The following is a 22,406-nucleotide window of genomic DNA, read 5'->3' as shown; positions in this document are numbered from 1 at the left end:
CAGCCGGGCGGTGAGGTGCAGCCGGGGATGATGCAGCCGCCGTCCCGGGCGATGATCGCCTTGCGTTGCCCGGAGGAGAAGAAGCGTTGTTTGAGGTCGAAGGCGACGATTTCACCGGCGTCGTCGGCGAAGACGATCTTCTGCATCCCCCCGGCACAGACCAGGCGTTGCACGGTGCTGATCGACAGGGGTGCTTCGACCCCGTCGGCCCAGCCGACCCCGGTGCCGTCCAGGAGGTCGGTCGCGTTCACGTGCACCATCACGGTCGGCGCCGCCCCGCCCATCGTCGGGGTGCCGGCGTCCCGGGCGGCGGCGTCGAACACGCCGCGGAGGATGTCGGCACGTTTCTCGCCGCCGGTGCGGGTGTCGAGCGCCTCCAGCTGGTCGGCGCCGGGGATGACCTCGCCGGCGTCGATCCGGGCCTGCTCCTCGGCCTCATGCGTGGCTTGTTCCTCGGCGGTCGGGAACCGGCCCGGTTCGGCCGGAACCGGCTGGGAGTGCGCCGGGGTTGAATGAGCACTGAGATAGGTGTCGAAGATGCCGTTCATCACCCCGCGGAGTTCCGGGGTGACCCCACCGCGGAGCGGGTACAGCCCGTCACGGAATTGACCGAAGCCGACGGTGCTGCGCACCTCCATCACGGTGCCTTCGGCCGGGGCGGTGCCGTCGGGGTCGAGGAGTGCCTTCCACTGCAGCACCTGCCCGCGGATCAGGTCCGCCGGGAACGCGAACCCGGCATTCGGCAGGCCCGCGTTCTCGGCCGTGACCGTGCCGGTCGCCGAGGCGACCAAACCGCGCTCGGCCGCATCGACGGCGGCCGGGGCGAGAAAGCTGGGTAGGTCGGTCAGGCCGGTGACGATCTGTTCGGCCGCATCGATGCCGATCGTCCCGGCGGTCAGGGCGGCCGCGACGACCGGGAACCGGGCTGGCAGGGTCGCGCCGACCACCTGGGTGATCCGGGTCTTCGCACCGAGCCTGACCCGGCCTTTCGCCTCCCGGGCGGACACCCGGGTGACCATCGTGATCAGGTCGGTGCCGGTCGCGCAGCCCCGTTTGCGGGCCAGAGACTCGTTCTGGGTGCGGGTGTCGGAGCGGGCGTCAATGTCGGCGGCGAGGGCGACCCGGCCGGCATCCGTCAACCGGCCGACCGCCTCCATCGACCCGAGCAGGGTCAGCAGATCGTCGTCAGTGCGGAGATGGGAGTCGAACCCGGCCATCACGCCAGCCATGAGGGTCGCGGTCAGCCCGAGGGTGTCAACAGTCGAGAGCCCGGCCGCCATCCTCGCGGAAAGCTCAAGGGTATCGGCGCCCGTGAACCCGGCCGTCAGAGCGGAAACCTGCGCCATGACCGCGGCCACCGGAGTGTCGGTGGTCGGGGTGATGATGAGGGAAACAGGCTCTGATTCCATGCTTCAATTCTCTCAAAGTGGGAACTGGAATACGAGCATTTCTCAGAATCGGTGGATAACTTTTCTAACATACGTTCTGTGGAGGAGCGGGCCCTCAACCCCGAGAAGCAAGCCTCAGAACGGGTGAGTTCAGAGGCCGACTCGCGAGATCTCGAGACGCGGCCTCCTGCGTCGGCTGCTCCTCGATCAACGAGGACCGAGCTTCGGGGATGACAGGCGGGATCTCGACCGGCCGAACAATGTCGAATCCGCTCAAACCTGACCACGGCCTAGCATGGGGAAGATGCAGAGAGTAATCATCCTCGGATCGACCGGCTCCATCGGCACGCAAGCCCTCGACGTGATCAAGGCGAACCCGACCCGGTTCGACGTGGTCGGTCTCTCGGCCGGCCGCAACCGCGACCTGCTCGACGAGCAGGCCGCAGAGTTTCAGGTTGAGAACACCGCGCTCGGCGCCGACGAGGCCGAACAGCTGGTTCGGGATGTCGACGCAGACGTCGTTCTGAACGGCATTACGGGGTCCGTCGGGCTCGGCCCCACTCTCGCTGCGCTGAAGGCGGGGCGCACCCTCGCGTTGGCGAACAAGGAATCGTTGATCGTCGGCGGCGACCTCGTGAAGTCGCTCGCCGCACCCGGACAGATTGTCCCGGTCGACTCCGAGCACTCGGCTATCGCGCAAGCACTGCGCTCCGGCACGCAAGCCGAGGTGCGTCGCCTCGTGCTGACGGCATCCGGCGGCCCGTTTCGCGGACGCACTCGCGACCAGCTCACCGAGGTCACGCCCGCCGAGGCGCTCGCCCACCCCACCTGGGACATGGGCATGGTCGTCACCACGAACTCGGCGACTCTCGTGAACAAGGGCCTCGAGGTGATCGAGGCGCACTTGCTGTTCGACGTCGAATACGACCGCATCGACGTGGTGGTCCATCCGCAGTCCGTCGTGCACTCGATGGTCGAATTCATCGACGGATCGACGATCGCGCAGGCCTCGCCGCCGGACATGCGGCTTCCGATTTCACTCGGCCTCGACTGGCCGCACCGGGTCGGTGCGGTCGGAAAACCGATCGACTGGACGACCGCTCAGTCCTGGACGTTTGAGCCGCTCGATGAAGACGCATTCCCGGCTCTCCAGCTGGCCAAGCTTGTCGGGCGTGCCGGTGGCACCTACCCCGCGGTTTTCAACGCCGCGAACGAGCAGGCAGTCGCCGCGTTCCACGCCGGACGGATCGGCTTCCTTGACATTGTCGACACGATCAAGCGCGTGGTCGAATCACACGAACTCGACGGCCAACTGAGCCTGGAGTCGCTGGCTGCGGCCGAGACCTGGGCGCGCGCCGCAGCAGACAAACTGATCGCCGGCTGACTCAGCCCGTCACCCCATGAGGGGTCGCATATCGATCTTCCCGAGGTCAACGAAGGTCGATATGCGACCCCTCACGTCAGACTGCCGGACTGTCGGATTGTCGGATTGTCGGATTGCCGGATTGCCGGATTGCCGGATTGCCGGATCGCCAGATCGCCGAAGTGATGGAGCGAAGCGCCTCACGTCGAGTCGTTGCGCCGGTAGCTCGACGCCGTGGTGAACAATGCCTCGTCCCAGTCGCTCGCGCTCACACCGAGCTCTCGTTCGGTCTCGGTCGAATCGATGATGAACGGAACCACGAACTGGTAACTTGACGCCGACACTTCCTTCATCATCGGGCTGACCGAGCCGAGGCTGCGCAGCATCCATTGCGGATAGCCGGTGACGACACCATGCGTTCCATATCGCGCGTTGAGTTGCCGCGCAATTTCAGAACGATTGAATGACGCGCTCGGCACATGCCAGATCCGGCCCCAGTCGCCGGAATAGTCGGCGGCAGCGATCAGAGTCGTCGCGATATCGGGCAGGTAGCTCCAACTGTGGTTCATCGAAGGGATTCCAACAACGCGCGCGGTCTTCGAGTGCAGCACGCCGTTGAAAAACGATTCACCGAGGTGAGCGGTGCCACTCGAACCGGGCCCGAAATAGTCGCTGGCGCGCACCTCGACGGCACGGATGTCGCCTCGCTCGTGCGCGGAACGCACTTTGGCCCAGCCGGCCTGCCGGATAAGACCCTTCTTCTCGGTGGTCAAAGGAAGTGAGCGCTCGGTCATCGGCCCGGTCGGGGTGCCGTACGGATAGAGGTTTCCCATCACGACGAGATGGGCGCCCGAGACGGATGCCGCGTGGATCGCCGCATCGAAGATCGGCGGCCAGTCGGTGGCCCAGCTGGTGTACTTCGGGTTGGTGCAGAGGAAGATCGTCGACATCCCGGTGGCCGCTCGGCTGAACGCATCCGCGTCGCTCGCATCGAGCATGAGGGGCGTGGCGCCGGCAACGGCGGAACCGGACCGGGTCGCGATCGTCACGGAGTCGCCGCGCGCGGCAAGACGTTCGGCAACCGGGCGGCCGATGAGGCCGGCTCCGACAACGAGATGGTGAGTCACAGTGATCCTCTCGACGGGCGGGTTCTGCGTGAACTCTAAGCGCAGACTGGCATTGCGCAATAGCCGCACCGCCGTGAAGTGGTCTCCCGTCCCACTGAGTCGGCACAGAGGTAATAGCCAGGCGACATGCAGCTTGAGGCCGCTACTCTGGGCCTGTGGATACCGTATTGCTGTTTATTTTGGGCGTCGCCGTCATCGTCGTCGGCTTGGCCGTGTCGATCGGCCTCCACGAAATCGGGCACCTCGTGCCCGCCAAACTCTTCGGAGTCAAGGTCACCCAATACATGATCGGATTCGGCCCGACCCTGTGGTCGAAACGCAAGGGCGAGACCGAATACGGCGTCAAGGCCATTCCGCTCGGCGGATACATCTCGATGATCGGGATGTTCCCGCCCAACAAGAATGGCGAATCTCGCGACGCAACGACCGGCATCTTCAATGCGCTTGTTCAAGAGGGTGCTCCGCAGCCGAAGAAGAACGCCCTCCTGACAATGGCCGACGATGCCCGTCAGGCCAGCGCAGACACAATCGGCGAGGGCGAGGATCACCGCGCGTTCTATCAGCTGCCGGTGTGGAAGCGCATTGTGATCATGTTCGGCGGCCCGTTCATGAACTTGCTGATCGCCATCGTGCTCTTCGCCGTGCTTCTGATGGGGTTCGGTACCGCCCAGGCCAGCACCACGGTCGGCAGCGTCTCGGCCTGTGTGCTGCCGGCGACAAGCACATCGCAGACCTGCGCCGCCGACGCCGAAAAGGCGCCGGGCGCGGCAGCCGGCCTCACGCCCGGCGACAAGCTGATCAGCATCGACGGCACCCCGATCACGAGCTGGGAGCAGTCCACCGAGATCATCCGCAATTCTCCCGGCACCCCCCTCGTCGTCGTGGTCGAGCGTGACGGCACGCAGCAGACACTCACGATGACCCCCAAGCTGACCGAGCGTTACACCCTCGACGATTCGGGCGCCGTTGTGAAAGACGCCGACGGCAACCCGGTGCTGGTGGATGTCGGCTTCGTCGGAATCGGCGCGGCCAGCGAAATGGTGCAGCAGCCCGCTTCCGCCGTGCTGCCGCAGGTCGGCACCAACATCGCCGCCGTCGGCCACATGATCCTGAATCTGCCCGATCGCATGGTGCAGGTCGCGACCGCCGCCTTCGGAACCGGCGAACGTGACCCGAACGGTCCGATCAGTGTGGTCGGCGTCGGACGCGTGGCCGGTGAGATCGCCAGCATTGACACCATCCCGGTGGCGAACAAGATCGCAAGCATGCTCGGCCTCCTCGCCTCGCTCAACATCGCGCTGTTCGTGTTCAACCTGATCCCGCTGATGCCGCTCGACGGCGGCCACATCGCCGGGGCGCTCTGGGATGGCCTCCGCCGCACCTTCGCGAAGCTCTTCGGCCGGCCGAAGCCCGCTCCGGTCGACATGGCCAAGCTCATGCCGCTCACCTTCGCTGTTGTGATCGTGCTCGGTGGCATGAGCCTGCTGCTCATCTACGCGGACATCGTCAAACCGATCAACCTCTTCGGCTAGCGCGCTTCCCGCGGGGCTCCGCACTGCGCTGAGGTCTCCCACGGGAGTACCCGAGCGACGCCCGTGGGCGGATGTCGAACCCGGTTGGGCGACGTAACATCGGTACATGCCACCGCACTGGGCCCCCGACGCTGCGTGGCCGCAGCGCGCCCCCGGAGGTTCCGGCGGACCAGCCGGCCCCGACGGCGGCCCTGGTTCGTGGCCCGGTGGCTGGCCCGGCAGAGGGATGCCGGCCGCAGCGCGACTCTGGATTCCCGTCATCATCTCGTTTCTTCTGCAGGTTCCGGCGGCCGTGTTTCTGGCCCTGCACTTCTCGGCGGCGACCAACGCGGTTCCGGCGATCGCCTGCGCGCTGATCGGCCCGCTCGCGCTCATCGGCGCACGACGCTTTCCCGGCCCGGTGGCCCTGGTGACGGCTCTCGCCGCCGCCGGCTTGGTGCTGCTCCGCCCCGACATCGGCACCCCGAGTATTGCGCTGGCGTTCGCGATCGTGCTCGGCATCGTGCGCGGCGCCCGGATTTGGGTGTACACATCCGTCGCGCTCGTCTGGGTGTCGACCATCGCGGTGGCGTCGCTGACCGGCGCCGGCCTGCATCCGCTGCGCATCGCGTTCACGACCCTTGCCCTCGCCCTTGTGATGGGGATCGGTGAGATCATCAGGGTGCGACGTGAGTATTTTCAGTCGATGCGCCGCTCGGCGGAGAGCCGCCGCATCTCCGCCGAACAACGTGAACGCGTGAGGATCGCCCGGGAGCTTCACGATGTGCTCGGCCACTCGCTGTCGCAGATCAACGTGCAGGCCGGGGTCGGGTTGCACCTGATCGATTCGCAGCCGGAAAAGGCTGCGGAGGCGTTGGCCAGCATCAAGGCAACGAGTAAGAACGCCCTCGACGAGGTGCGGATGGTGCTCGGAATCCTGCGCTCCGACGTCGCGGGCGAGAGTGCAGCGCCGCTGTCTCCCGAGCCGGACCTCGCCGGGATTCCAGCCTTGATCGAGACATTTCGCGCCCAGGGGATAGACGTGACGTACGTGAACGCCCTCGTTGCGGAATCTGTCGCCCCGGCCGCGACGCAGCTGGCGCTCTACCGAATCTGTCAGGAGGCCCTGACCAATGTCTTACGGCATGCGCATGCCAGCTCGGCCTCGGTGTACATCGGCGCCGACCCGAGCGGCTATCTGGTCAGCGTCACCGACGATGGGCCGGCCCTCCGCGGGGCGATCGTTCCGGGCGGTGGGCTTCTCGGCATGCGCGAGCGCGCGGAGCTGCTCGGGGGAAGCTTGAGCTACGGGCCGGGGGCCGGCGGAGGCTTTCACGTTGAGGCGCGGATCCCCAGGCGGAGCAGCCGATGAGCGCGACGACCGGAGGGCCGCTGCCGTCGCACGGTAACGGCGAAACTGGCGGCGCCGGCATCCCGGGGCGGCCCGACGCCGGCACCGCGCCGATCCGAGTCGTGATTGCCGACGACCAACAACTGATCAGGGCGGGGTTCCGGGCGTTGCTCGAATCCGAGCCCGACATCGAGGTTGTGGCCGAGGCCGCGACCGGGCGGCAGGCCGTGGCGCAGGTTGCCGAGCGGCGTCCCGATGTGGTGCTCATGGACATCCGGATGCCCGACGGCGACGGCCTCTGGGCGACCGAACAGATCGTGAAGGATGCCGCGTTGTCGGCCACCCACATCGTGATCGTGACGACGTTCGAGCTTGATGAGTACGTCGCTCAGGCGATTCGGGCGGGAGCCAGCGGCTTTCTCGTCAAAGACACCGAGCCGACCGAGCTGATCCGGGCGGTGCGGGTGGTTGCGGCAGGGGATGGCCTGCTTTCACCGCGGGTCACGCGGCGCCTGCTCGAACGGATGGCGGCGAGCCTGGTCGACGGGCGCGACGCCGTGTCACTCGACGTGCTGCCCGAACGGGAACGCGAGGTGCTCGGCCTCGTCGGGCGCGGCCTGACGAATGCGGAGATCGGGTTACGGCTGTTTCTCAGCCCACTGACCGCCAAGACCCACGTGTCGCGAATCATGACGAAGCTCGGTGCTCGCGACCGGGTGCAGCTGGTCATCATCGCCTACGAAGCCGGGCTGGTCAGCCCGGGGCTCTGACCGAGCGCTGCGCCGACCGTGTGCAGTTGCGGCGGGTCGTGCCTGGGCTGCTCCCGTGGGTGTAGTCGAAGTGACTCCAACCGGCAGATTCGCGCCGGCCTCCGAGCGAGGACTCTGAAGGTATCGGCTCGTCGAAGCCGCTTCCCAGAATGGACACATCATGTCGACCGCACTACTGAGCATGGTTCCTGCTGTACTTGCCCATCCGGGCTACGGCTTTGGCTGGGGGTGGGGTCCCGGCTGGTTCTTCCTGTTCTTCCCCCTGTTTTGGATCATCGTTTTCATCGTGATCTTCGGGATTTTCGGGCGCCGCTGGCGTCGCAACGCACGAGAGATGGGGCCGGGATACGGCTACGGGCATCCGCACTGGGGCCCACAGCCTGACGCGTCCGCCAGCGCCGAGAAGACACTGGCCGAGCGGTTCGCGCAAGGAGATATCGACGAGGTGGAGTACCGAGCCCGGCTCGAGGTGCTGCGCGCCAACCGGCCAGCCGGACCGGGTCCGGTGACGCCGAAGGAGTAATGGCGTCGCGGAGGCGTGCGCGCCGAGTCGTCCGCGGAGTCATGCGCGCCGAGTCGTGCGCCGAGTATCGCCGTTTCGTCCGAGAGTCGCCGCTGTACCGGGTCTTTTCGGCACAAACGGCGACTCTCGGGAGTGCACGGCACCGTGGCCTCCCTTCGATAGCATTCAGTGCGTGAGCGACCGATGCTTGCAACGAACTGGGGGCACGATGTCGCGTTGGCAGAAATCACAGGCTTCACTCCGTGTCGTGCTGACCGGCGGACTCGTGGCGTTGTCCTTGGCGGCCTGCGCAACGCCCGTGACCAATGCCGGGGGAACACCCGCCCCGAAACGCACCGAATCCTCATCGCCTACTCCTCAGGACAGCGAACCTGCCGCTCCCTCCGTCGCTCGAATTCTCGTGCGTTCTGACGGACTGCAACTCGTTTCCGAATCAGGCGACGTGCTGAGCGCCGTCGCTTACCTCGACCCCATCGATGAGGTTGTCGACACCCTGAGCACGGCAATTGGTACAGCGCCAGAGGTGGCGCCGCATGACGGTGGAATCGAGTCGCCCTCGGGCACCTACTATCGGTGGGACGGGCTACAACTCAACGACATTGATGCCGCCGTCGTAGCACCGACGAATCCCGAGTGGGTCGTTCGTCTGAACGGGCCATCTGCGGGAGCAGTTGCCTTGTCGACGGCCGACCACGTCGCCGTCGGTAACTCTGAAGCAGACGTTGAGGAACTCGTTCCCGACACCCTGATGCCGCTCACCGTCAACCAGGAAACGGTGCTCGATGGCGAGTATGACGTGCGGCAGGTGGGGGAGGGCGACAGCGGAAATTCGCTCACTCACAGCGTGTTTGTGCGCCTGTCGGGAGTGCCCCTCACCGTGACTCTCATTGCCGCTCCGTCGGGCAACTTCGGCGTCTAGGTCGTCGTTGGCACCTCTCGGCGCCCTGATTCCGCCGAGTTTGACATCTGCGGTCGAGTTTCCCCGGCACACCAGGGAAACTCGACCGGAACGCTCAAACTCGGCGATATTCAGCGATGTGCGATCAGCGCGAGAGCAGCAATGCCTCGCCCTGGCCGCCGCCGCCACAGAGCGCGACAGCAGCCTTGCCCGCCCCACGCCGGCTGAGTTCGAGGGCGGCGTGAAGGGCCAGACGAGCTCCGGATGCCCCGATCGGGTGGCCGATCGCAATCGCACCCCCATGGATGTTCACGCGCTCGCTGGAGAGTCCCAAGTCGTTCGTCGACTGCACCGACACGGCGGCGAACGCTTCGTTGATCTCCACCAGGTCCAGGTCGCCGGCCGCCCATCCGGCTTTGCCGAGTGCCTGGGCGATGGCGTGCGACGGCTGTGAGTGAAGAGAGTTGTCGGGACCGGCGACCTGGCCGGATGCACCGACGACGGCCAGCCAGCTCAGGCCGTGCGCCTCGGCCCAGCCTCTGCTCGTCAGAACGACCGCTGAGGCGCCATCCGACAGCGGTGACGAGTTGCCGGCGGTGATCGTGCCATCCGTCGTGAACGCCGGGCGGAGTCCGCCGAGGGTGTCAACGGTGCTGTCGCCGCGCACTCCCTCGTCTCGGGTCAGAACCAGCGGGTCGCCGCGGCGCTGCGGCACGCTGATCGGCGTGATCTCATCGTCGAAGACTCCGGCGTCGGCCGCAGCGGCCGCGCGTTGGTGAGATGCCGCGGCGACGGCATCCTGTTCGGGCCGCTGGATGCCCAGGCGCCCGTTGATCTGCTCGGTCGAGAGCCCCATGGAGAGCCCGTCGAAGGCATCGGTCAAGCCGTCGTGGGCGGCATGGTCGAGCGCGCTCACCGTGCCGTAGGCCCAACCCTGCCGGGAGCCCGGCAACAGGTGCGGCGCACGTGTCATCGATTCCTGCCCGCCGGCCACGACGACATCCGCCTCGCCCAAACGGATGAGCCGGGCCGCGTCGATGATCGCCGCGAGGCCCGACAGACACACCTTGTTCAGCGTCATCGACGGAACACTCCAGGGGATTCGGGCGGCGATCGCACTCTGCCGGGCGGGATTCTGGCCGCACCCCGCCTGCAGCACCTGACCCATCAGCACCGCGTCGACCTGTTCGGGTGCGATTCCGGTGCGCGCGAGGGCGCCGGCGATGGCCGCTGCGCCGAGCTGCACAGCGGTGAAGGAGGCGAGCTGGCCGTTGATGCGCCCCTGTGGGGTGCGGGAACCGCCGAGGATGACGACGTCGGTGGCGTTCATGTTGACTCCTTTGTCGTGGCTGCCTCGTGGCAGCCCAGCTGTTTCCATCATAGTTTTCGGGCCGCAGAGACGGCTGAGCACGGCGTTCAGGATCGGCCGACCGCACACGCGTAAGCTGTCTCTGTGGCTGCAATCAACTTGGGGATGCCCAAAGTACCTGAAGTACTCGCTCCCAGACGTAAGACTCGTCAGATCAAGGTCGGCAAGGTTCTCGTCGGCGGTGACGCTCAAATCAGCGTCCAATCGATGACGACGACTCCAACGCCGAACATCAACGCGACCCTGCAGCAGATCGCAGAGCTCACGGCATCCGGATGCGACATCGTGCGCGTCGCCGTGCCCAGCCGCGACGATGCCGAGGCATTGCCGATCATCGCCAAGAAGAGTCAGATCCCAGTGATCGCCGACATCCACTTCCAGCCGAACTACGTCTATGCGGCCATCGACGCCGGCTGCGCCGCCGTGCGCGTCAACCCCGGCAACATCCGCAAGTTCGACGATCAGGTCGCCAAGATCGCCGCAGCGGCGAAGGCTGCAGACGTGTCGATCCGCATCGGCGTGAACGCCGGTTCGCTCGAGCCGAGCATCCTGCAGAAGTACGGCAAGGCCACCGCAGAAGCACTCGTCGAGAGCGCCGTCTGGGAGGCCAGCCTGTTCGAAGAGCACGACTTCCACGACTTCAAGATTTCGGTCAAGCACAACGACCCCATCGTCATGGTGAAGGCCTACCGCCTGCTCGCCGAGCGCGGCGACTGGCCCCTGCACCTCGGTGTGACCGAGGCCGGCCCGTCGTTCCAGGGCACGATCAAGAGCGCCACCGCGTTCGGCATCCTGCTCTCCGAGGGCATCGGCGACACGATTCGCGTCTCGCTCTCCGCCCCGCCGGTCGAGGAGATCAAGGTCGGCCTGCAGATTCTGCAGTCGCTCAACCTGCGTGAGCGCAAGCTTGAGATCGTCTCCTGCCCGAGTTGTGGACGTGCCCAGGTGGATGTCTACAAGCTGGCCAACGACGTCACCGACGGTCTCGAAGGCATGAGCGTTCCGTTGCGCGTCGCCGTCATGGGTTGCGTCGTGAACGGTCCGGGGGAGGCCCGCGAGGCAGACCTCGGCGTGGCATCCGGCAACGGCAAGGGCCAGATCTTCGTCAAGGGAGAGGTCATCAAGACCGTTCCCGAGTCGGAGATCGTGGCGACCCTGATCGAAGAGGCGAACCGCTTGGCCGCAGAAATGCCGGCCAGCGAGACGAGCATCGGCTCGCCGGTCGTCACGGTGGGCGCGAAGTAGTTCGCCGTCCGGCTCGGCCTTTTGACCGCGCCGTCTTTTGGCCGCGCCGAAACTCACTCGGTTTCGATAACGATCACGTAACGACTCCAGCCAACTCCGCAGCGTCAGGGCACCCTCCTCAGTGAAAGGCGCCCCAACCGGGGCGTCGTCTGAGACGAAGCCCTCATGAGGGGCTGATCGGAGCACATCGTGCGAGGTAGAAGAACCCTGCTCACCGGAATGGTCGTTGCGGCCATCCTTGTGCCGGCAACGACGGCACTGGCCGTCGATGAGGTCGACACCACGAAAATACGCAAAGCGGTCAGTGTCAACGGAATTCTGCAACACGAACGTGTGCTCCAACGCATCGCGAACGCCAACGGGGGCACGCGGGCGTCCGGCACGCCGGGATACGCCGCCTCCGCGGCCTATGTCAAGAAGGAACTCTCCAAGGCGGGCTACACAGTCACCGAGCAGACCTTCGAGTTTCCCTTCTATCAAGAGGTCACGCCCGCAACGGTGAGCCAGCTGTCGCCGACACCGACGAGCTACGAAACCTCAACGCTTCAGTACTCCGGAAGTGGTGACGTGATCGGCGATCTCGTGCCCACCACCAACGTCGTGATCCCGGCGACCCCAACGCCCAGTTCGTCGTCCGGATGTCTGGTCACCGACTACGTGCCGGCCTCGGCGACGCAGCCACAAGTCGCACTTATCCAGCGGGGCACCTGCACATTTGCCCAGAAGGTCGCCGCCGCGACCGAGGCCGGATACGACGCCGCCCTCATCTTCAATGAAGGCAACCCGGGCCGTACAGAACTCCTCACCGGAGTGACGCTCGGAGCACCGGTTGCCATTCCAGTGGCCGGACTCAGCTACGCGGATGGCGTCGCCCTCTACAACGCCACACAGGCGGGGCCGGTCAGCGTCGAGGTCACCGCGGAGGTCATCGCGGAAACCCGGACGACGACCAATATCCTGGCCGACTCCAAGAAGGGCAACAGCGACAAGGTCGTCGTGGTCGGTGCCCACCTGGACTCGGTGCTGGAAGGTCCGGGAATCAACGACAACGGAAGTGGCACCAGTGTGATCCTGGAAACCGCCATCCAGCAGTCGAAACTGAAGATCAAGCCGGAACAGCAGGTGCGGTACGCCTTCTGGGGAGCCGAGGAGTCCGGACTGCTCGGATCCACGCACTACGTGGAGAGTCTGAGCGATGACGGGTTGGCGGCCATTTACGCGAACTTGAACTTCGACATGCTCGGATCGCCCAACTATGTGCGCTTCGTCTACGACGGCGATGGTTCGGCAGATCCCGATGGACTCTCCGGTCCTCCCGGATCGGCGCAGATCGAATCGATCTTCACCGATTACTTCGCCGCGGCCGGACTGCCGACAGAGCCGACTGCTTTTGACGGCCGCTCCGACTACGGGCCGTTCATCGCTGCCGGCATCCCGGCTGGTGGGCTCTTCAGCGGGGCAGAAGGACAGAAGACGGCCGAGGAAGCAGCAGTCTATGGCGGAACTGCCGACGCACCGTATGACGCGTGCTACCACCAGGCCTGCGACACCATCAACAACCTGAGCACCGCGGCGTTGAACGAGCTCGGCGATGCCGCGGCTCATGCCGTGATGACGCTGGCGCTGACAAAAACCGGATTCTTCGAAGACGGCAGCCGGATGGCTCCGACTCCGCAGATTTCGGTTGACGACCTGAAGTACTGGGGGAGCAACCAGGTTCGCTAGGCGATTCGCGAGCAACACCGGTCAGGTCGGTCCCTCGGGGCCGGCCTGACCTGTGCGTGTGCTCACGGCCAATGGTGGCGATCAGTGAGGAAGCTAAAGTAGAACCCGTGCCTACACGCCTGTCTAACTATTTCCTCCGTACTCTTCGAGAAGACCCCTCCGACGCCGAGGTGACCAGCCACCGCCTGCTCGTGCGGGCCGGCTACATCCGTCGCCAGGCCCCGGGCATCTTCGCCTGGCTGCCGCTCGGCCTCCGGGTGAAGGGCAAGATCGAAGCGATCGTGCGTGAGGAGATGGCCAACGCCGGCGCCCACGAAGTGCACTTCCCGGCGCTCTTGCCGCGTGAGCCCTACGAGGTCACCGGTCGCTGGGACGAGTACGGCGACGGCCTGTTCCGTCTGCAGGACCGCAAGGGTTCCGACCTGCTGCTGGCCCCCACGCACGAAGAGGTCTTCACCTTGCTGGTGAAGGACCTCTACAACAGCTACAAAGACCTGCCCCTGTCGATCTACCAGATCCAGGACAAGTACCGCGACGAGGCTCGCCCCCGTGCCGGCCTGCTGCGCGGCCGCGAGTTCACGATGAAGGACGCCTACTCGTTCGACTACACCGACGCCGGTCTCGATGCCAGCTACCAGGCGCAGCGCGATGCCTACGAGCGCATCTTCACCCGTCTCGGCCTTGAGTACGTCATCGTCAAGGCGGATGCCGGCGCGATGGGCGGCTCGAAGAGCGAAGAGTTCTTGCACCCGACCCCGGTCGGCGAAGACACCTTCGTGCGTTCGGCCGGCGGCTACGCGGCCAACGTCGAGGCGTTCACCACGGTCGTTCCGCCGACGCGCAGCTTCGAGGGACTCACCCCGGCCGAGGTGCTCGACACCCCGGACACCCCCACGATCGACACGCTCGTCGAGCGTGCGAACAGCGCCCACCCGCGTCCGGACGGCCGTCTCTGGACCGCCGCCGACACGCTGAAGAACGTCGTGCTCGCACTCACGCAGCCCGACGGCACCCGCGAGCTCGTCGTCGTCGCAATCCCCGGCGACCGCGAGGTTGACTTGAAGCGCGTCGAGGTTGCATTCGCTCCGGCCGAGGTCGAGCCCGCGAACGAGGCAGACTTCGCCAAGAACCCCGGCCTGGTCAAGGGCTACATCGGCCCGTGGTCTGCAGAGGGCGCCGTGCTCGGCGAGAAGTCGACCACCGGAATCCGTTTTCTCGTCGACCCGCGCGTCGTCGACGGCACCGGCTGGATCACCGGCGCCAATGTGCACGGCAAGCACGTCTTCGGCCTCGTCGCCGGTCGTGACTTCCAGGCGGATGGCACGGTGGAAGCCGCCGAGGTCCGTGCCGGCGACCCTGCTCCCGACGGCTCCGGCCCGGTCGAGCTGGCCCGTGGCATGGAAATCGGCCACGTCTTCCAGCTCGGACGCAAGTACGCAGAGGCACTCGGACTCAAGGTGCTCGACGAGAACGGCAAGCTCGTCACCGTCACGATGGGCTCCTACGGCATCGGTGTGACCCGCATCCTCGCGATCATCGCCGAGCTGAACAACGACGAGAAGGGCCTGATCTGGCCCGAGTCGGTGTCGCCGTTCGACGTGCAGGTCATCGCGACCGGTCGCGATGAGATCGTCTTCGAGACCTCGGAGACCGTCGTTGCGGCGATCGAGGCCACCGGCCGCGACGTGCTCTACGACGACCGTCGCAAGGTCTCGCCTGGCGTGAAGTTCGGAGACGCTGAGCTGATCGGTATCCCGAACCTGGTCATCGTCGGCCGCGGTGCCGCCGACGGAATCGTCGAGTTCTGGGACCGCAAGACCGGCGAACGCGAGCAGGTAGCACTAGCCGACGTAGCGTCGCGTCTGTCCTAAAGGAATAGCGACCACAACTGCGGTTTCGCGTTATCTAGAGCTGCTTCGCTTGCTCACGCGTTCGCGTCGCGATGTCGATCGGGCCCGTCACAGAGGCCTCGTCAGCCCAACATTCGATTCCGGTTACCCCGGGCAAGAGGTCCCGGGTGAAGACCGGGTCCTTGCCGAGACGACGTTGCTGCGTGTAGTCCTTGAGCAGCTTGAACGCGACACCCGAGAGCAGCGCGATCGCGATGAGGTTCACCAGCGCCATGATTCCCATGATGCCGTCTGCCGTGCTCCAGATGAGGTCGGCGGATGCGATCGAGCCGAGGAAGACGACGGCAACGGCAATGACGCGGTACGCGGTGAGCGTGCGCGGATTGCGGGTGATGAACTCGATGTTCGACTCGCCGTAGTAGTAGTTGCCGAGAATCGAGCTGAACGCCAGCAAGAAGATGATCACGCTGAGCAGCACTCCCGACCAGGATCCGAGCGCGCCGACCACGGCATCCTGAGTGAGCCCGATTCCCCGCGTCGCATTGGCCAAGTCGGGGGTCGACACCAGGATGATGAAGGCGGTGATCGTGCAAATCAGGAACGTGTCGAAGTACACGCCCAGGGTCTGCACCAAGCCTTGCTTGACCGGGTGGGTGACCGCAGCACTGGCTCCCGCATTGGGTGCCGAGCCGAGTCCGGCCTCGTTCGAGAACATCCCTCGCTTGACGCCGGTCATCACGATCATGCCGAACGTCGCGCCGACGACCTCGTTGAGGCCGAACGCCTGCGAGAAGATCGAGGCGAACACCTCAGGCAACTTGTCGATGTTCATCGCGACGATGACCAAACCGAGCAGCAGGTAGAGCAACGCCATGGCCGGTACGACGGCCTGCGTCACCGACGCGATACGACGGATGCCGCCGAAAACGACGAGCGCGGTGAGCACGGTGAGCAGCGCGCCGACGACCCAGGCGACCCAGGTTCCGGCATTGTCGACACCGATCGTCGCCGAGACCGTCGCGCTGATGGTGTTGGCCTGCAGCGAGCTGAATGCGAGCGGGAAGCAGAGGATCAGGATGACGGCGAAAACGACGCCCATCCAGCGAGCACGTAGGCCGTTCTGCATGTAGTAGGCGGGGCCGCCGCGAAAGCCGTCCTTGTCTTTGATTTTGTAGAGCTGGCCGAGCGTGGACTCGACGAACGACGCGGCGCCGCCGAGGAACGCCATCGCCCACATCCAGAAGATCGCGCCGGGGCCGCCGATCGCGATCGCGGTTCCGACGCCGGCGATGTTGCCGACTCCGACCCGGGATGCGGCAGAAATGGTGAACGCCTGAAACGCCGACACCGACTGCGGTTTGCCGTCCTCGTCACGCGGTGTCTTGTCGGTGAGAGTGCGGAACATCTCGGGAATCAGCCGGAATTGCACCACCCCGGAACGAGCGGTGAAGTACAGACCGAGCACGACGAGGACCGGAAGAATGATCCAGGTCCAGAGGCGATCTCCGCCGTCGGCGATGAGGGCGTTGAGGGCATCCATCCAATAAGTATGACTTGTTCAAGTCTGGGCATCGCCCAAATCAGACTGATTCGGGGGAGTCATGACTCCTCCGAATGCTCCTTTCTGGGGCGGCCACGCGGCGGCATCGGGGGCAGGTTCGCGGGCGCGCGGCCCGCCTTCACGAGCGCCTGCCGCAAGATCATTTCGATCTGGGCGTTGAGGCTGTGGAGGTCATCGGCCGCCCATCGGGCCAGCGCGTCGTGGAGTGCCGGGTCGATGCGCAGCAGTAGTTGCTTACGCTCTCGGGTCACGGCGTGTACAGGCTCCCGGTGTTCACGATGGGGGAGGCCGGCTGGTCGCTGCAGAGCACGACCATGAGGTTGCTCACCATCGCTGCCTTGCGCTCGTCGTCCAGCTCGACGATGTTGCCTTCGCTCAGCTTCGTCAGCGCGAGTTCAACCATTCCGACGGCTCCCTCAACGATGCGGGTGCGTGCGGCGACAACGGCGTTGGCCTGCTGGCGACGCAGCATCGCCTGAGCGACCTCAGCTGCGTAGGCGAGGTGGCTGATGCGCACCTCGATGATCTCCACGCCGGCGAGTGAGATTCGCTCGGCGACCTCGTGGGCAAGTTCATTGGCGACCTGGTCGGTCGAACCGCGAAGCGACGTTCCGCCGCTTTCGGAACCGTCATACGGATGCGTCGTCGCCGTGTGCCGCAGGGCGGACTCGGCCTGGACCGAGACGAAGTCCACATAGTTGTCGACGGCATAGGTGGCCTTCGAGGTGTCGGCCACCTGCCAGACCACGATTGCGGCGATCTCGACGGGGCTGCCGTCGGCGTCGTTCACCTTGAGGCGATTCGTCTCGAAGTTGCGCACCCGAACGCTCACGTTGTGGCGGTTCGAGAACGGCACCACCATCGACATCCCGGGGCGGCGCACGGTTCCGACGTAACGCCCGAAGAACTGCACCACCTTGGTCTGCCCCGGCTGCACGATGACCAGGGACGACAACAGCACGACGACGACGGCGAAGAAGACGAGTGCCAGCACGACCAACACGGGCGATCCGTTGCCGACGACGAGGAGTACGATCCCGATCACGAGTGAGGCGACCGCGGCGAGAAGCCCGACCCCGCCCGGCACCGACGCAGCGCGACGTTCCTCGATTTCCACACGAACGCCGTCGTGGCCGACCGGGACAGCTTCGACCGTGGGGGTCTCGCTCAGAATGCTCATCGTGCTCCGCTCATCGTCAAGTAAAGTGATATCACTTTATTGATAGTACTGACGTGTTGCAACACGCCGTTCCCGGCATACGTCGAGCAATCGCCGCGAGCGGATGCTGCCAAGAACGCCGCCGGGTCGGCCGCGTCGGTCGCGCCGAACGTGTGACGAGAGCCCGCGGAGTCAGGTACCGTTAGAGGTGAGCCCGCTGCGCAGTTTCGCGGCGGCACAATTTGAATAGAGGAGGCCGGCCATGGATATCGACCTCAGTGTGCTGCGTCAGATGGAGCGCGAGAAAGAAATTCCCTTTGAGGAACTCGTGCACATCATTGAGCAAGCCATTCTGACTGCCTACCTCAAGCACATCCACCCGGGTGAGCACACGAAGCAGGCGGCAGAAGAAGAGCCCGGAGCGCGTGTCGTACTCGACCGCAAGACCGGCCATGTGGACATTTTCGTGCCAGAGCACGATGAAGAAGGAAACGTCATCGGCGAGGCCGTTGACAACCCGAGCGACTTCGGGCGGATCGCGGCATTCGCGGCCAAGCAGGTCATCAACCAGCGTCTGCGCGACCTGGCCGACGACGCTGTGCTCGGAGAGTTCAAGGGTCGCGAAGGCGACATCATCGCCGGTGTCATCCAGCAGGGCCCGAACCCGCGGATGATTCACGTCGACCTCGGCACCATCGAGGCGATTCTGCCCCCCGAAGAGCAGGTTCCCGGCGAGAGCTACGAGCACGGCAAGCGCATCCGCGTTTTCGTGACGAGCGTCGCCAAGGGCATGAAGGGTCCGCAGATCACGGTCTCGCGCACCCACCCGTCGCTCGTGCGCAAGCTCTTCGCACTCGAGGTGCCGGAAATTGCCAGCGGAGTCGTCGAGATCGTGTCGCTCGCCCGTGAGGCAGGCCACCGCACCAAGATCGCCGTGCGCGCAACCGAGCCCGGCGTCAACGCCAAGGGTGCCTGCATTGGTGAGCTGGGACAGCGCGTTCGCGCCGTCACCGCCGAGCTCAACAACGAGAAGATCGACATCGTCGACTTCTCGGCCGACCTCGCGACCTTCGTGGCCAGCGCATTGTCGCCGGCCAAGGTGACCAGCGCGTACGTCATCGACGAATCGATCAAGGCAGTTCGGGCACTCGTGCCGGATTACCAGCTTTCGCTGGCGATCGGCAAGGAGGGCCAGAACGCCCGCCTCGCAGCCAAGTTGACCGGAGCAAAAATTGACATCCAGCCTGACAGCATTCTGGAGGATGCCGAATAGGGGGTACGATGGACTCCGTTAGAACGTGCATCGGCTGCCGTTCGCGCGCCTCGCGGTCCTCTCTTCTGAGGGTTGTAGCCCGGGATTCAGAACTTGTGGTGGATGAAACCGCCACCCTTCCTGGGAGAGGTGCGTGGCTGCATCCGACGATCGCGTGCTTCCAGGCTGCGGTCAGGCGCAACGCTTTCGGACGTGCCCTTCGCGTATCGCGCCCCCTGGACGCGACACAACTAGAGAACAGGCTGAATTGGCTAATGGATAACTAATGAGCGGCTCGAAATGAGACCCGTCCGTTACTAACGGTCTGCCCCTTTCCGGGTGCAGGCCCGGAACAGGAGAATTGTGGCTGCAAAACCACGCGTACACGAGATCGCAAGCGAACTCGGTGTCGACAGCAAGATTGCCCTTGCAAAATTGAAGGAAATGGGCGAGTTCGTCAAGGGACCGTCCTCCAGTGTTGAACCCCCCGTTGCACGGCGCCTGCGCGCCGCCCTCGAGGCTGACGGCCTGATCGGTTCCGCGCCCGCCGCGGCTACCCCCAGCGCCACCCCGACCCCCGCGGCCGCTGCGCCGCGCCCCGGCACCCCGGCCAAGCCGGGTGCCTCACGCCCGACCCCCGGCCCGGCTGCACCTGCAGCTCCGGCAGCTCCGGTTGAAGCACCTGTTGCGGCTCCCGCTGCAGATGCCGCACCGGTTCCTGCCGCACCGTTGACGGTGGCCGAGCGTCAGACCCAGGCTGCCGAGAAGGCTGCTGCTGCCGAGAAGGCCGCTGCGGCCGACAAGGCTGCCGCTGCCGAGGCTCCGGCCTCTGCTGCTCCCGCTGCTCCGACCGACGGCACCGCGGCATCCGCTGTGAAGCCGGGCGGAAGCATCCCGAAGCCGCCGGCTGCTCGTCCGGGTAACAACCCGTTCGCCAGCAACCAGGGCATGGGTCAGCGTCCCGCCGCACCGCGTCCGGGCAACAACCCGTTCGCCAGCGCGCAGGGCATGGGCCAGCGCCCGGCCGGCTCGGTGCCGACCCCCAGCAACATTCCGCGTCCGGCGGCCCCGCGCCCCGGCGCACCCCGCCCGGGCGGCCCCGGCCAGGGTCAGCGCCCGACCGGTTTCGGTCAGCGTCCCGGTGGCTTCCAGCGTCCCGGCGGTCCCGCCGGTGCCGCAGGCGGCGCCCGTCCTGGCTTCGCACGTCCCGGTGCACCCGCCGGCGCTCCTGGCTTCGGCCCGCCGCGCCCGGCTGGTGGAGCTGGCGGCGGCGGCCGTGGCCGTGGTCCCGGCGGTGGAACCGCTGGTGCATTCGGTCGCGGTGGCGGCAAGAGCAAGGCACGCAAGTCGAAGCGTACGAAGAGAGCAGAATTCGAACTGCGCGAAGCTCCGTCGCTGGGTGGCGTGAGCGTACCCCGCGGCGACGGTGGAACCGTTGTTCGTCTGCGCCGCGGCGCCTCGATCACCGACTTCGCCGACAAGATTGACGCGAGCCCCGGAAACCTCGTCACCGTGCTGTTCCACCTCGGTGAGATGGCAACGGCGACGGAATCCCTCGACGAGGCGACCTTCGACATCCTGGGTGAAGAACTGGGTTACAAGATCCAGATGGTTTCGCCTGAGGACGAAGACCGCGAGCTGCTGCTCACGTTCGGCATCGACATCGACGAAGAACTCGCCGAAGAGACCGATGACGAACTCAAGCCGCGCCCGCCGGTCGTCACCGTCATGGGTCACGTTGACCACGGTAAGACCCGCCTGCTTGACGCCATCCGCAACTCGAAGGTTGTCGAAGGCGAAGCCGGCGGCATCACGCAGCACATCGGTGCGTACCAGGTCGTTGCCGAGCACGAGGGCATCGAACGTCCGATCACCTTCATTGACACCCCGGGTCACGAGGCGTTCACCGCCATGCGTGCACGTGGTGCTCAGGTGACTGACATCGCGATCCTCGTTGTCGCAGCTGACGACGGCATCATGCCGCAGACCATTGAAGCGTTGAACCACGCTCAGGCTGCAAACGTGCCGATCGTTGTCGCGGTCAACAAGATTGACAAGCCCGATGCCAACCCGGGCAAGGTACGTCAGCAGCTCACCGAATTCGGCCTCGTCGCCGAAGAATACGGTGGAGACGTCATGTTCGTCGACGTGTCGGCGCGCAACAACATCGGTATCCAGGAGCTCCTCGACGCTGTTCTGCTCACCGCAGACGCCGGCCTCGACATGCGGGCCAACCCGGACAAGGATGCACGCGGTGTGGCCATCGAGGCCAAGCTCGACAAGGGTCGCGGTGCGGTTGCTACCGTGCTCATCCAGTCGGGAACGCTGCGCGTCGGAGACGCCATCGTTGCGGGAACGGCTTACGGCCGCGTTCGTGCCATGGCCGACGAGAACGGTGTCGCCGTACTCGAGGCAACTCCGTCACGTCCGGTTCAGGTTCAGGGTCTCTCCAGCGTTCCCCGCGCCGGTGACACCTTCCTCGTGATCGAGGAAGACCGCACCGCCCGTCAGATCGCTGAGAAGCGCGAAGCTGCAGAGCGCAACGCCCTGCTGGCCCGTACTCGCAAGCGCATCTCGCTCGAAGACTTCACCCGTGCACTCGAAGAGGGCAAGGTCGAGTCGCTCAACCTCATCATCAAGGGTGACGTTTCCGGTGCCGTTGAGGCCCTGGAAGAGTCGCTCCTCAAGATCGAGGTTGATGACTCGGTTCAGCTGCGCATCATCCACCGCGGTGTCGGTGCTGTCACGGAGAGCGACGTCAACCTCGCCACCGTCGACAACGCCATCATCATCGGCTTCAACGTGCGTCCCGACACGAAGGCGCGCGAACGTGCGGCTCGTGAAGGCGTCGACGTGCGCTTCTACTCGGTCATCTACTCGGCACTCGAGGACATTGAGAACTCCCTCAAGGGAATGCTCAAGCCCGAGTACGAAGAGGTTCAGAGTGGTGTTGCCGAGATCCGCGAGGTCTTCAGCTCCTCCAAGTTCGGAAACGTTGCCGGTGTTATCGTTCGCTCCGGCACGATCACCCGAAACGCCAAGGCTCGGGTTATCCGCGACGGCATCGTCGTGGGCGACAACCTGGCCATCGAGTCGCTGCGTCGCTTCAAGGATGACGTCACTGAAGTTCGTACCGACTTCGAATGTGGAATCGGCCTCGGCAAGTTCAATGACATTCAGATCGGCGACGAGATCGAGACCATCGAGCTCAAAGAGAAGCCCCGCGTCTAATCACGCATGCCGAGGTCGGCAGCCGTTGACCTCAGTAAGCCGTTGATCGAGCTTGTCGAGATCTCGCCCGCGAAACACCGCAG

18 protein-coding genes are annotated in these 22,406 nt (G+C 65.4%); 12 read left to right on the top strand and 6 right to left on the bottom strand.

Annotation, left to right across the window (positions count from 1 at the left end; all coding sequences use genetic code 11):
* Positions 1 to 1,409: DUF222 domain-containing protein (locus AC1DCF_RS03550; protein ID WP_477209800.1), on the bottom strand; the 1,409-nt coding region annotated here is incomplete at its 3' end.
* Between the two features lie 283 nt (positions 1,410 to 1,692).
* Here AC1DCF_RS03550 and dxr point away from each other — a divergent pair.
* Positions 1,693 to 2,772, top strand: a complete 1,080-nt coding sequence (gene dxr, locus AC1DCF_RS03545; RefSeq protein WP_477209799.1) for a 1-deoxy-D-xylulose-5-phosphate reductoisomerase — start codon at positions 1,693 to 1,695, stop codon at positions 2,770 to 2,772.
* A 179-nt stretch (positions 2,773 to 2,951) separates the two neighbouring features.
* Here the strand turns inward: dxr and AC1DCF_RS03540 are convergent, their stop codons facing one another.
* On the bottom strand, positions 2,952 to 3,878 hold the full coding sequence (locus AC1DCF_RS03540) for an NAD-dependent epimerase/dehydratase family protein (protein ID WP_477209798.1): 927 nt from the start codon (positions 3,876 to 3,878) through the stop codon (positions 2,952 to 2,954).
* A 155-nt stretch (positions 3,879 to 4,033) separates the two neighbouring features.
* On the opposite strand from AC1DCF_RS03540, the gene AC1DCF_RS03535 reads away from it, so the two are divergent.
* From AC1DCF_RS03535 to AC1DCF_RS03515, 5 genes are all read left to right on the top strand, one after another.
* Complete coding sequence (locus AC1DCF_RS03535) at positions 4,034 to 5,410, top strand: M50 family metallopeptidase (protein ID WP_477209797.1); 1,377 nt, start codon at positions 4,034 to 4,036, stop codon at positions 5,408 to 5,410.
* Positions 5,411 to 5,516: 106 nt separating this feature from the next.
* Positions 5,517 to 6,761 carry a sensor histidine kinase gene (locus tag AC1DCF_RS03530; RefSeq protein WP_477209796.1) on the top strand — a complete coding sequence of 415 codons (1,245 nt, stop codon included), beginning with the start codon at positions 5,517 to 5,519 and terminating at the stop codon, positions 6,759 to 6,761.
* The gene (locus tag AC1DCF_RS03525) at positions 6,758 to 7,510 is read left to right on the top strand and encodes a response regulator transcription factor (protein ID WP_477209795.1); all 753 of its coding nucleotides are present in this window, start codon (positions 6,758 to 6,760) and stop codon (positions 7,508 to 7,510) included. Before AC1DCF_RS03530 ends, AC1DCF_RS03525 begins: the two co-directional genes overlap by 4 nt.
* Before the next feature lie 160 nt (positions 7,511 to 7,670).
* Complete coding sequence (locus AC1DCF_RS03520) at positions 7,671 to 8,033, top strand: SHOCT domain-containing protein (RefSeq protein WP_477209794.1); 363 nt, start codon at positions 7,671 to 7,673, stop codon at positions 8,031 to 8,033.
* A gap of 208 nt (positions 8,034 to 8,241) precedes the next feature.
* The gene (locus tag AC1DCF_RS03515) at positions 8,242 to 8,952 is read left to right on the top strand and encodes a hypothetical protein (protein ID WP_477209793.1); all 711 of its coding nucleotides are present in this window, start codon (positions 8,242 to 8,244) and stop codon (positions 8,950 to 8,952) included.
* Positions 8,953 to 9,076: 124 nt separating this feature from the next.
* Here the strand turns inward: AC1DCF_RS03515 and AC1DCF_RS03510 are convergent, their stop codons facing one another.
* On the bottom strand, positions 9,077 to 10,261 hold the full coding sequence (locus AC1DCF_RS03510; protein ID WP_477209792.1) for an acetyl-CoA C-acetyltransferase: 1,185 nt from the start codon (positions 10,259 to 10,261) through the stop codon (positions 9,077 to 9,079).
* A gap of 123 nt (positions 10,262 to 10,384) precedes the next feature.
* Between AC1DCF_RS03510 and ispG the strand changes: the two genes are divergently transcribed.
* From ispG to AC1DCF_RS03495, 3 genes are all read left to right on the top strand, one after another.
* Complete coding sequence (gene ispG, locus AC1DCF_RS03505) at positions 10,385 to 11,545, top strand: flavodoxin-dependent (E)-4-hydroxy-3-methylbut-2-enyl-diphosphate synthase (protein ID WP_441791185.1); 1,161 nt, start codon at positions 10,385 to 10,387, stop codon at positions 11,543 to 11,545.
* Between the two features lie 189 nt (positions 11,546 to 11,734).
* Positions 11,735 to 13,270, top strand: a complete 1,536-nt coding sequence (locus AC1DCF_RS03500; protein WP_477209791.1) for a M28 family peptidase — start codon at positions 11,735 to 11,737, stop codon at positions 13,268 to 13,270.
* 107 nt (positions 13,271 to 13,377) lie between these two features.
* Entirely contained in the window at positions 13,378 to 15,141 is a 1,764-nt protein-coding gene (locus AC1DCF_RS03495) for a proline--tRNA ligase (RefSeq protein ID WP_477209790.1), read from the top strand.
* A gap of 34 nt (positions 15,142 to 15,175) precedes the next feature.
* Here the strand turns inward: AC1DCF_RS03495 and AC1DCF_RS03490 are convergent, their stop codons facing one another.
* The 3 genes from AC1DCF_RS03490 to AC1DCF_RS03480 are packed head-to-tail and all read right to left on the bottom strand — an operon-like array spanning position 15,176 to position 17,861.
* A complete protein-coding gene (locus AC1DCF_RS03490) occupies positions 15,176 to 16,660 on the bottom strand; it encodes an alanine/glycine:cation symporter family protein (protein WP_477209789.1) in 1,485 nt (494 codons plus the stop codon).
* Between the two features lie 59 nt (positions 16,661 to 16,719).
* Positions 16,720 to 16,932, bottom strand: a complete 213-nt coding sequence (locus AC1DCF_RS03485) for a type II toxin-antitoxin system antitoxin (protein ID WP_477209788.1) — start codon at positions 16,930 to 16,932, stop codon at positions 16,720 to 16,722.
* A complete protein-coding gene (locus tag AC1DCF_RS03480) occupies positions 16,929 to 17,861 on the bottom strand; it encodes an SPFH domain-containing protein (protein ID WP_477209787.1) in 933 nt (310 codons plus the stop codon). Before AC1DCF_RS03480 ends, AC1DCF_RS03485 begins: the two co-directional genes overlap by 4 nt.
* 241 nt (positions 17,862 to 18,102) lie before the next feature.
* Between AC1DCF_RS03480 and nusA the strand changes: the two genes are divergently transcribed.
* The 3 genes from nusA to infB all read left to right on the top strand — a co-directional run bounded on the left by nusA (position 18,103) and on the right by infB (position 22,323).
* The gene (nusA, locus tag AC1DCF_RS03475) at positions 18,103 to 19,113 is read left to right on the top strand and encodes a transcription termination factor NusA (protein ID WP_441791179.1); all 1,011 of its coding nucleotides are present in this window, start codon (positions 18,103 to 18,105) and stop codon (positions 19,111 to 19,113) included.
* Positions 19,114 to 19,121: 8 nt separating this feature from the next.
* The gene (locus AC1DCF_RS03470) at positions 19,122 to 19,379 is read left to right on the top strand and encodes a YlxR family protein (protein ID WP_441791178.1); all 258 of its coding nucleotides are present in this window, start codon (positions 19,122 to 19,124) and stop codon (positions 19,377 to 19,379) included.
* A gap of 76 nt (positions 19,380 to 19,455) precedes the next feature.
* The gene (infB, locus tag AC1DCF_RS03465) at positions 19,456 to 22,323 is read left to right on the top strand and encodes a translation initiation factor IF-2 (protein WP_477209786.1); all 2,868 of its coding nucleotides are present in this window, start codon (positions 19,456 to 19,458) and stop codon (positions 22,321 to 22,323) included.
* Positions 22,324 to 22,406 lie beyond the last annotated feature (83 nt).

Source organism: Leifsonia sp. 10L418, from assembly GCF_056395445.1.
The sequence above is the reverse complement of the archived record's forward strand: the minus strand, read 5'-3'. Positions and strand labels throughout refer to the sequence as shown.

Excerpts from the sequence above, each read along its gene's own strand:
- AC1DCF_RS03515 (WP_477209793.1), top strand. The coding sequence starts at position 8,242 with ATGTCGCGTTGGCAGAAATCACAGGCTTCACTCCGTGTCGTGCTGACC.
- AC1DCF_RS03510 (WP_477209792.1), bottom strand. The coding sequence starts at position 10,261 with ATGAACGCCACCGACGTCGTCATCCTCGGCGGTTCCCGCACCCCACAG.
- AC1DCF_RS03470 (WP_441791178.1), top strand. The coding sequence starts at position 19,122 with ATGGACTCCGTTAGAACGTGCATCGGCTGCCGTTCGCGCGCCTCGCGG.
- AC1DCF_RS03530 (WP_477209796.1), top strand. The coding sequence starts at position 5,517 with ATGCCACCGCACTGGGCCCCCGACGCTGCGTGGCCGCAGCGCGCCCCC.
- AC1DCF_RS03525 (WP_477209795.1), top strand. The coding sequence starts at position 6,758 with ATGAGCGCGACGACCGGAGGGCCGCTGCCGTCGCACGGTAACGGCGAA.
- AC1DCF_RS03490 (WP_477209789.1), bottom strand. The coding sequence starts at position 16,660 with ATGGATGCCCTCAACGCCCTCATCGCCGACGGCGGAGATCGCCTCTGG.
- nusA (WP_441791179.1), top strand. The coding sequence starts at position 18,103 with ATGGATATCGACCTCAGTGTGCTGCGTCAGATGGAGCGCGAGAAAGAA.
- dxr (WP_477209799.1), top strand. The coding sequence starts at position 1,693 with ATGCAGAGAGTAATCATCCTCGGATCGACCGGCTCCATCGGCACGCAA.
- AC1DCF_RS03520 (WP_477209794.1), top strand. The coding sequence starts at position 7,671 with ATGTCGACCGCACTACTGAGCATGGTTCCTGCTGTACTTGCCCATCCG.
- AC1DCF_RS03480 (WP_477209787.1), bottom strand. The coding sequence starts at position 17,861 with ATGAGCATTCTGAGCGAGACCCCCACGGTCGAAGCTGTCCCGGTCGGC.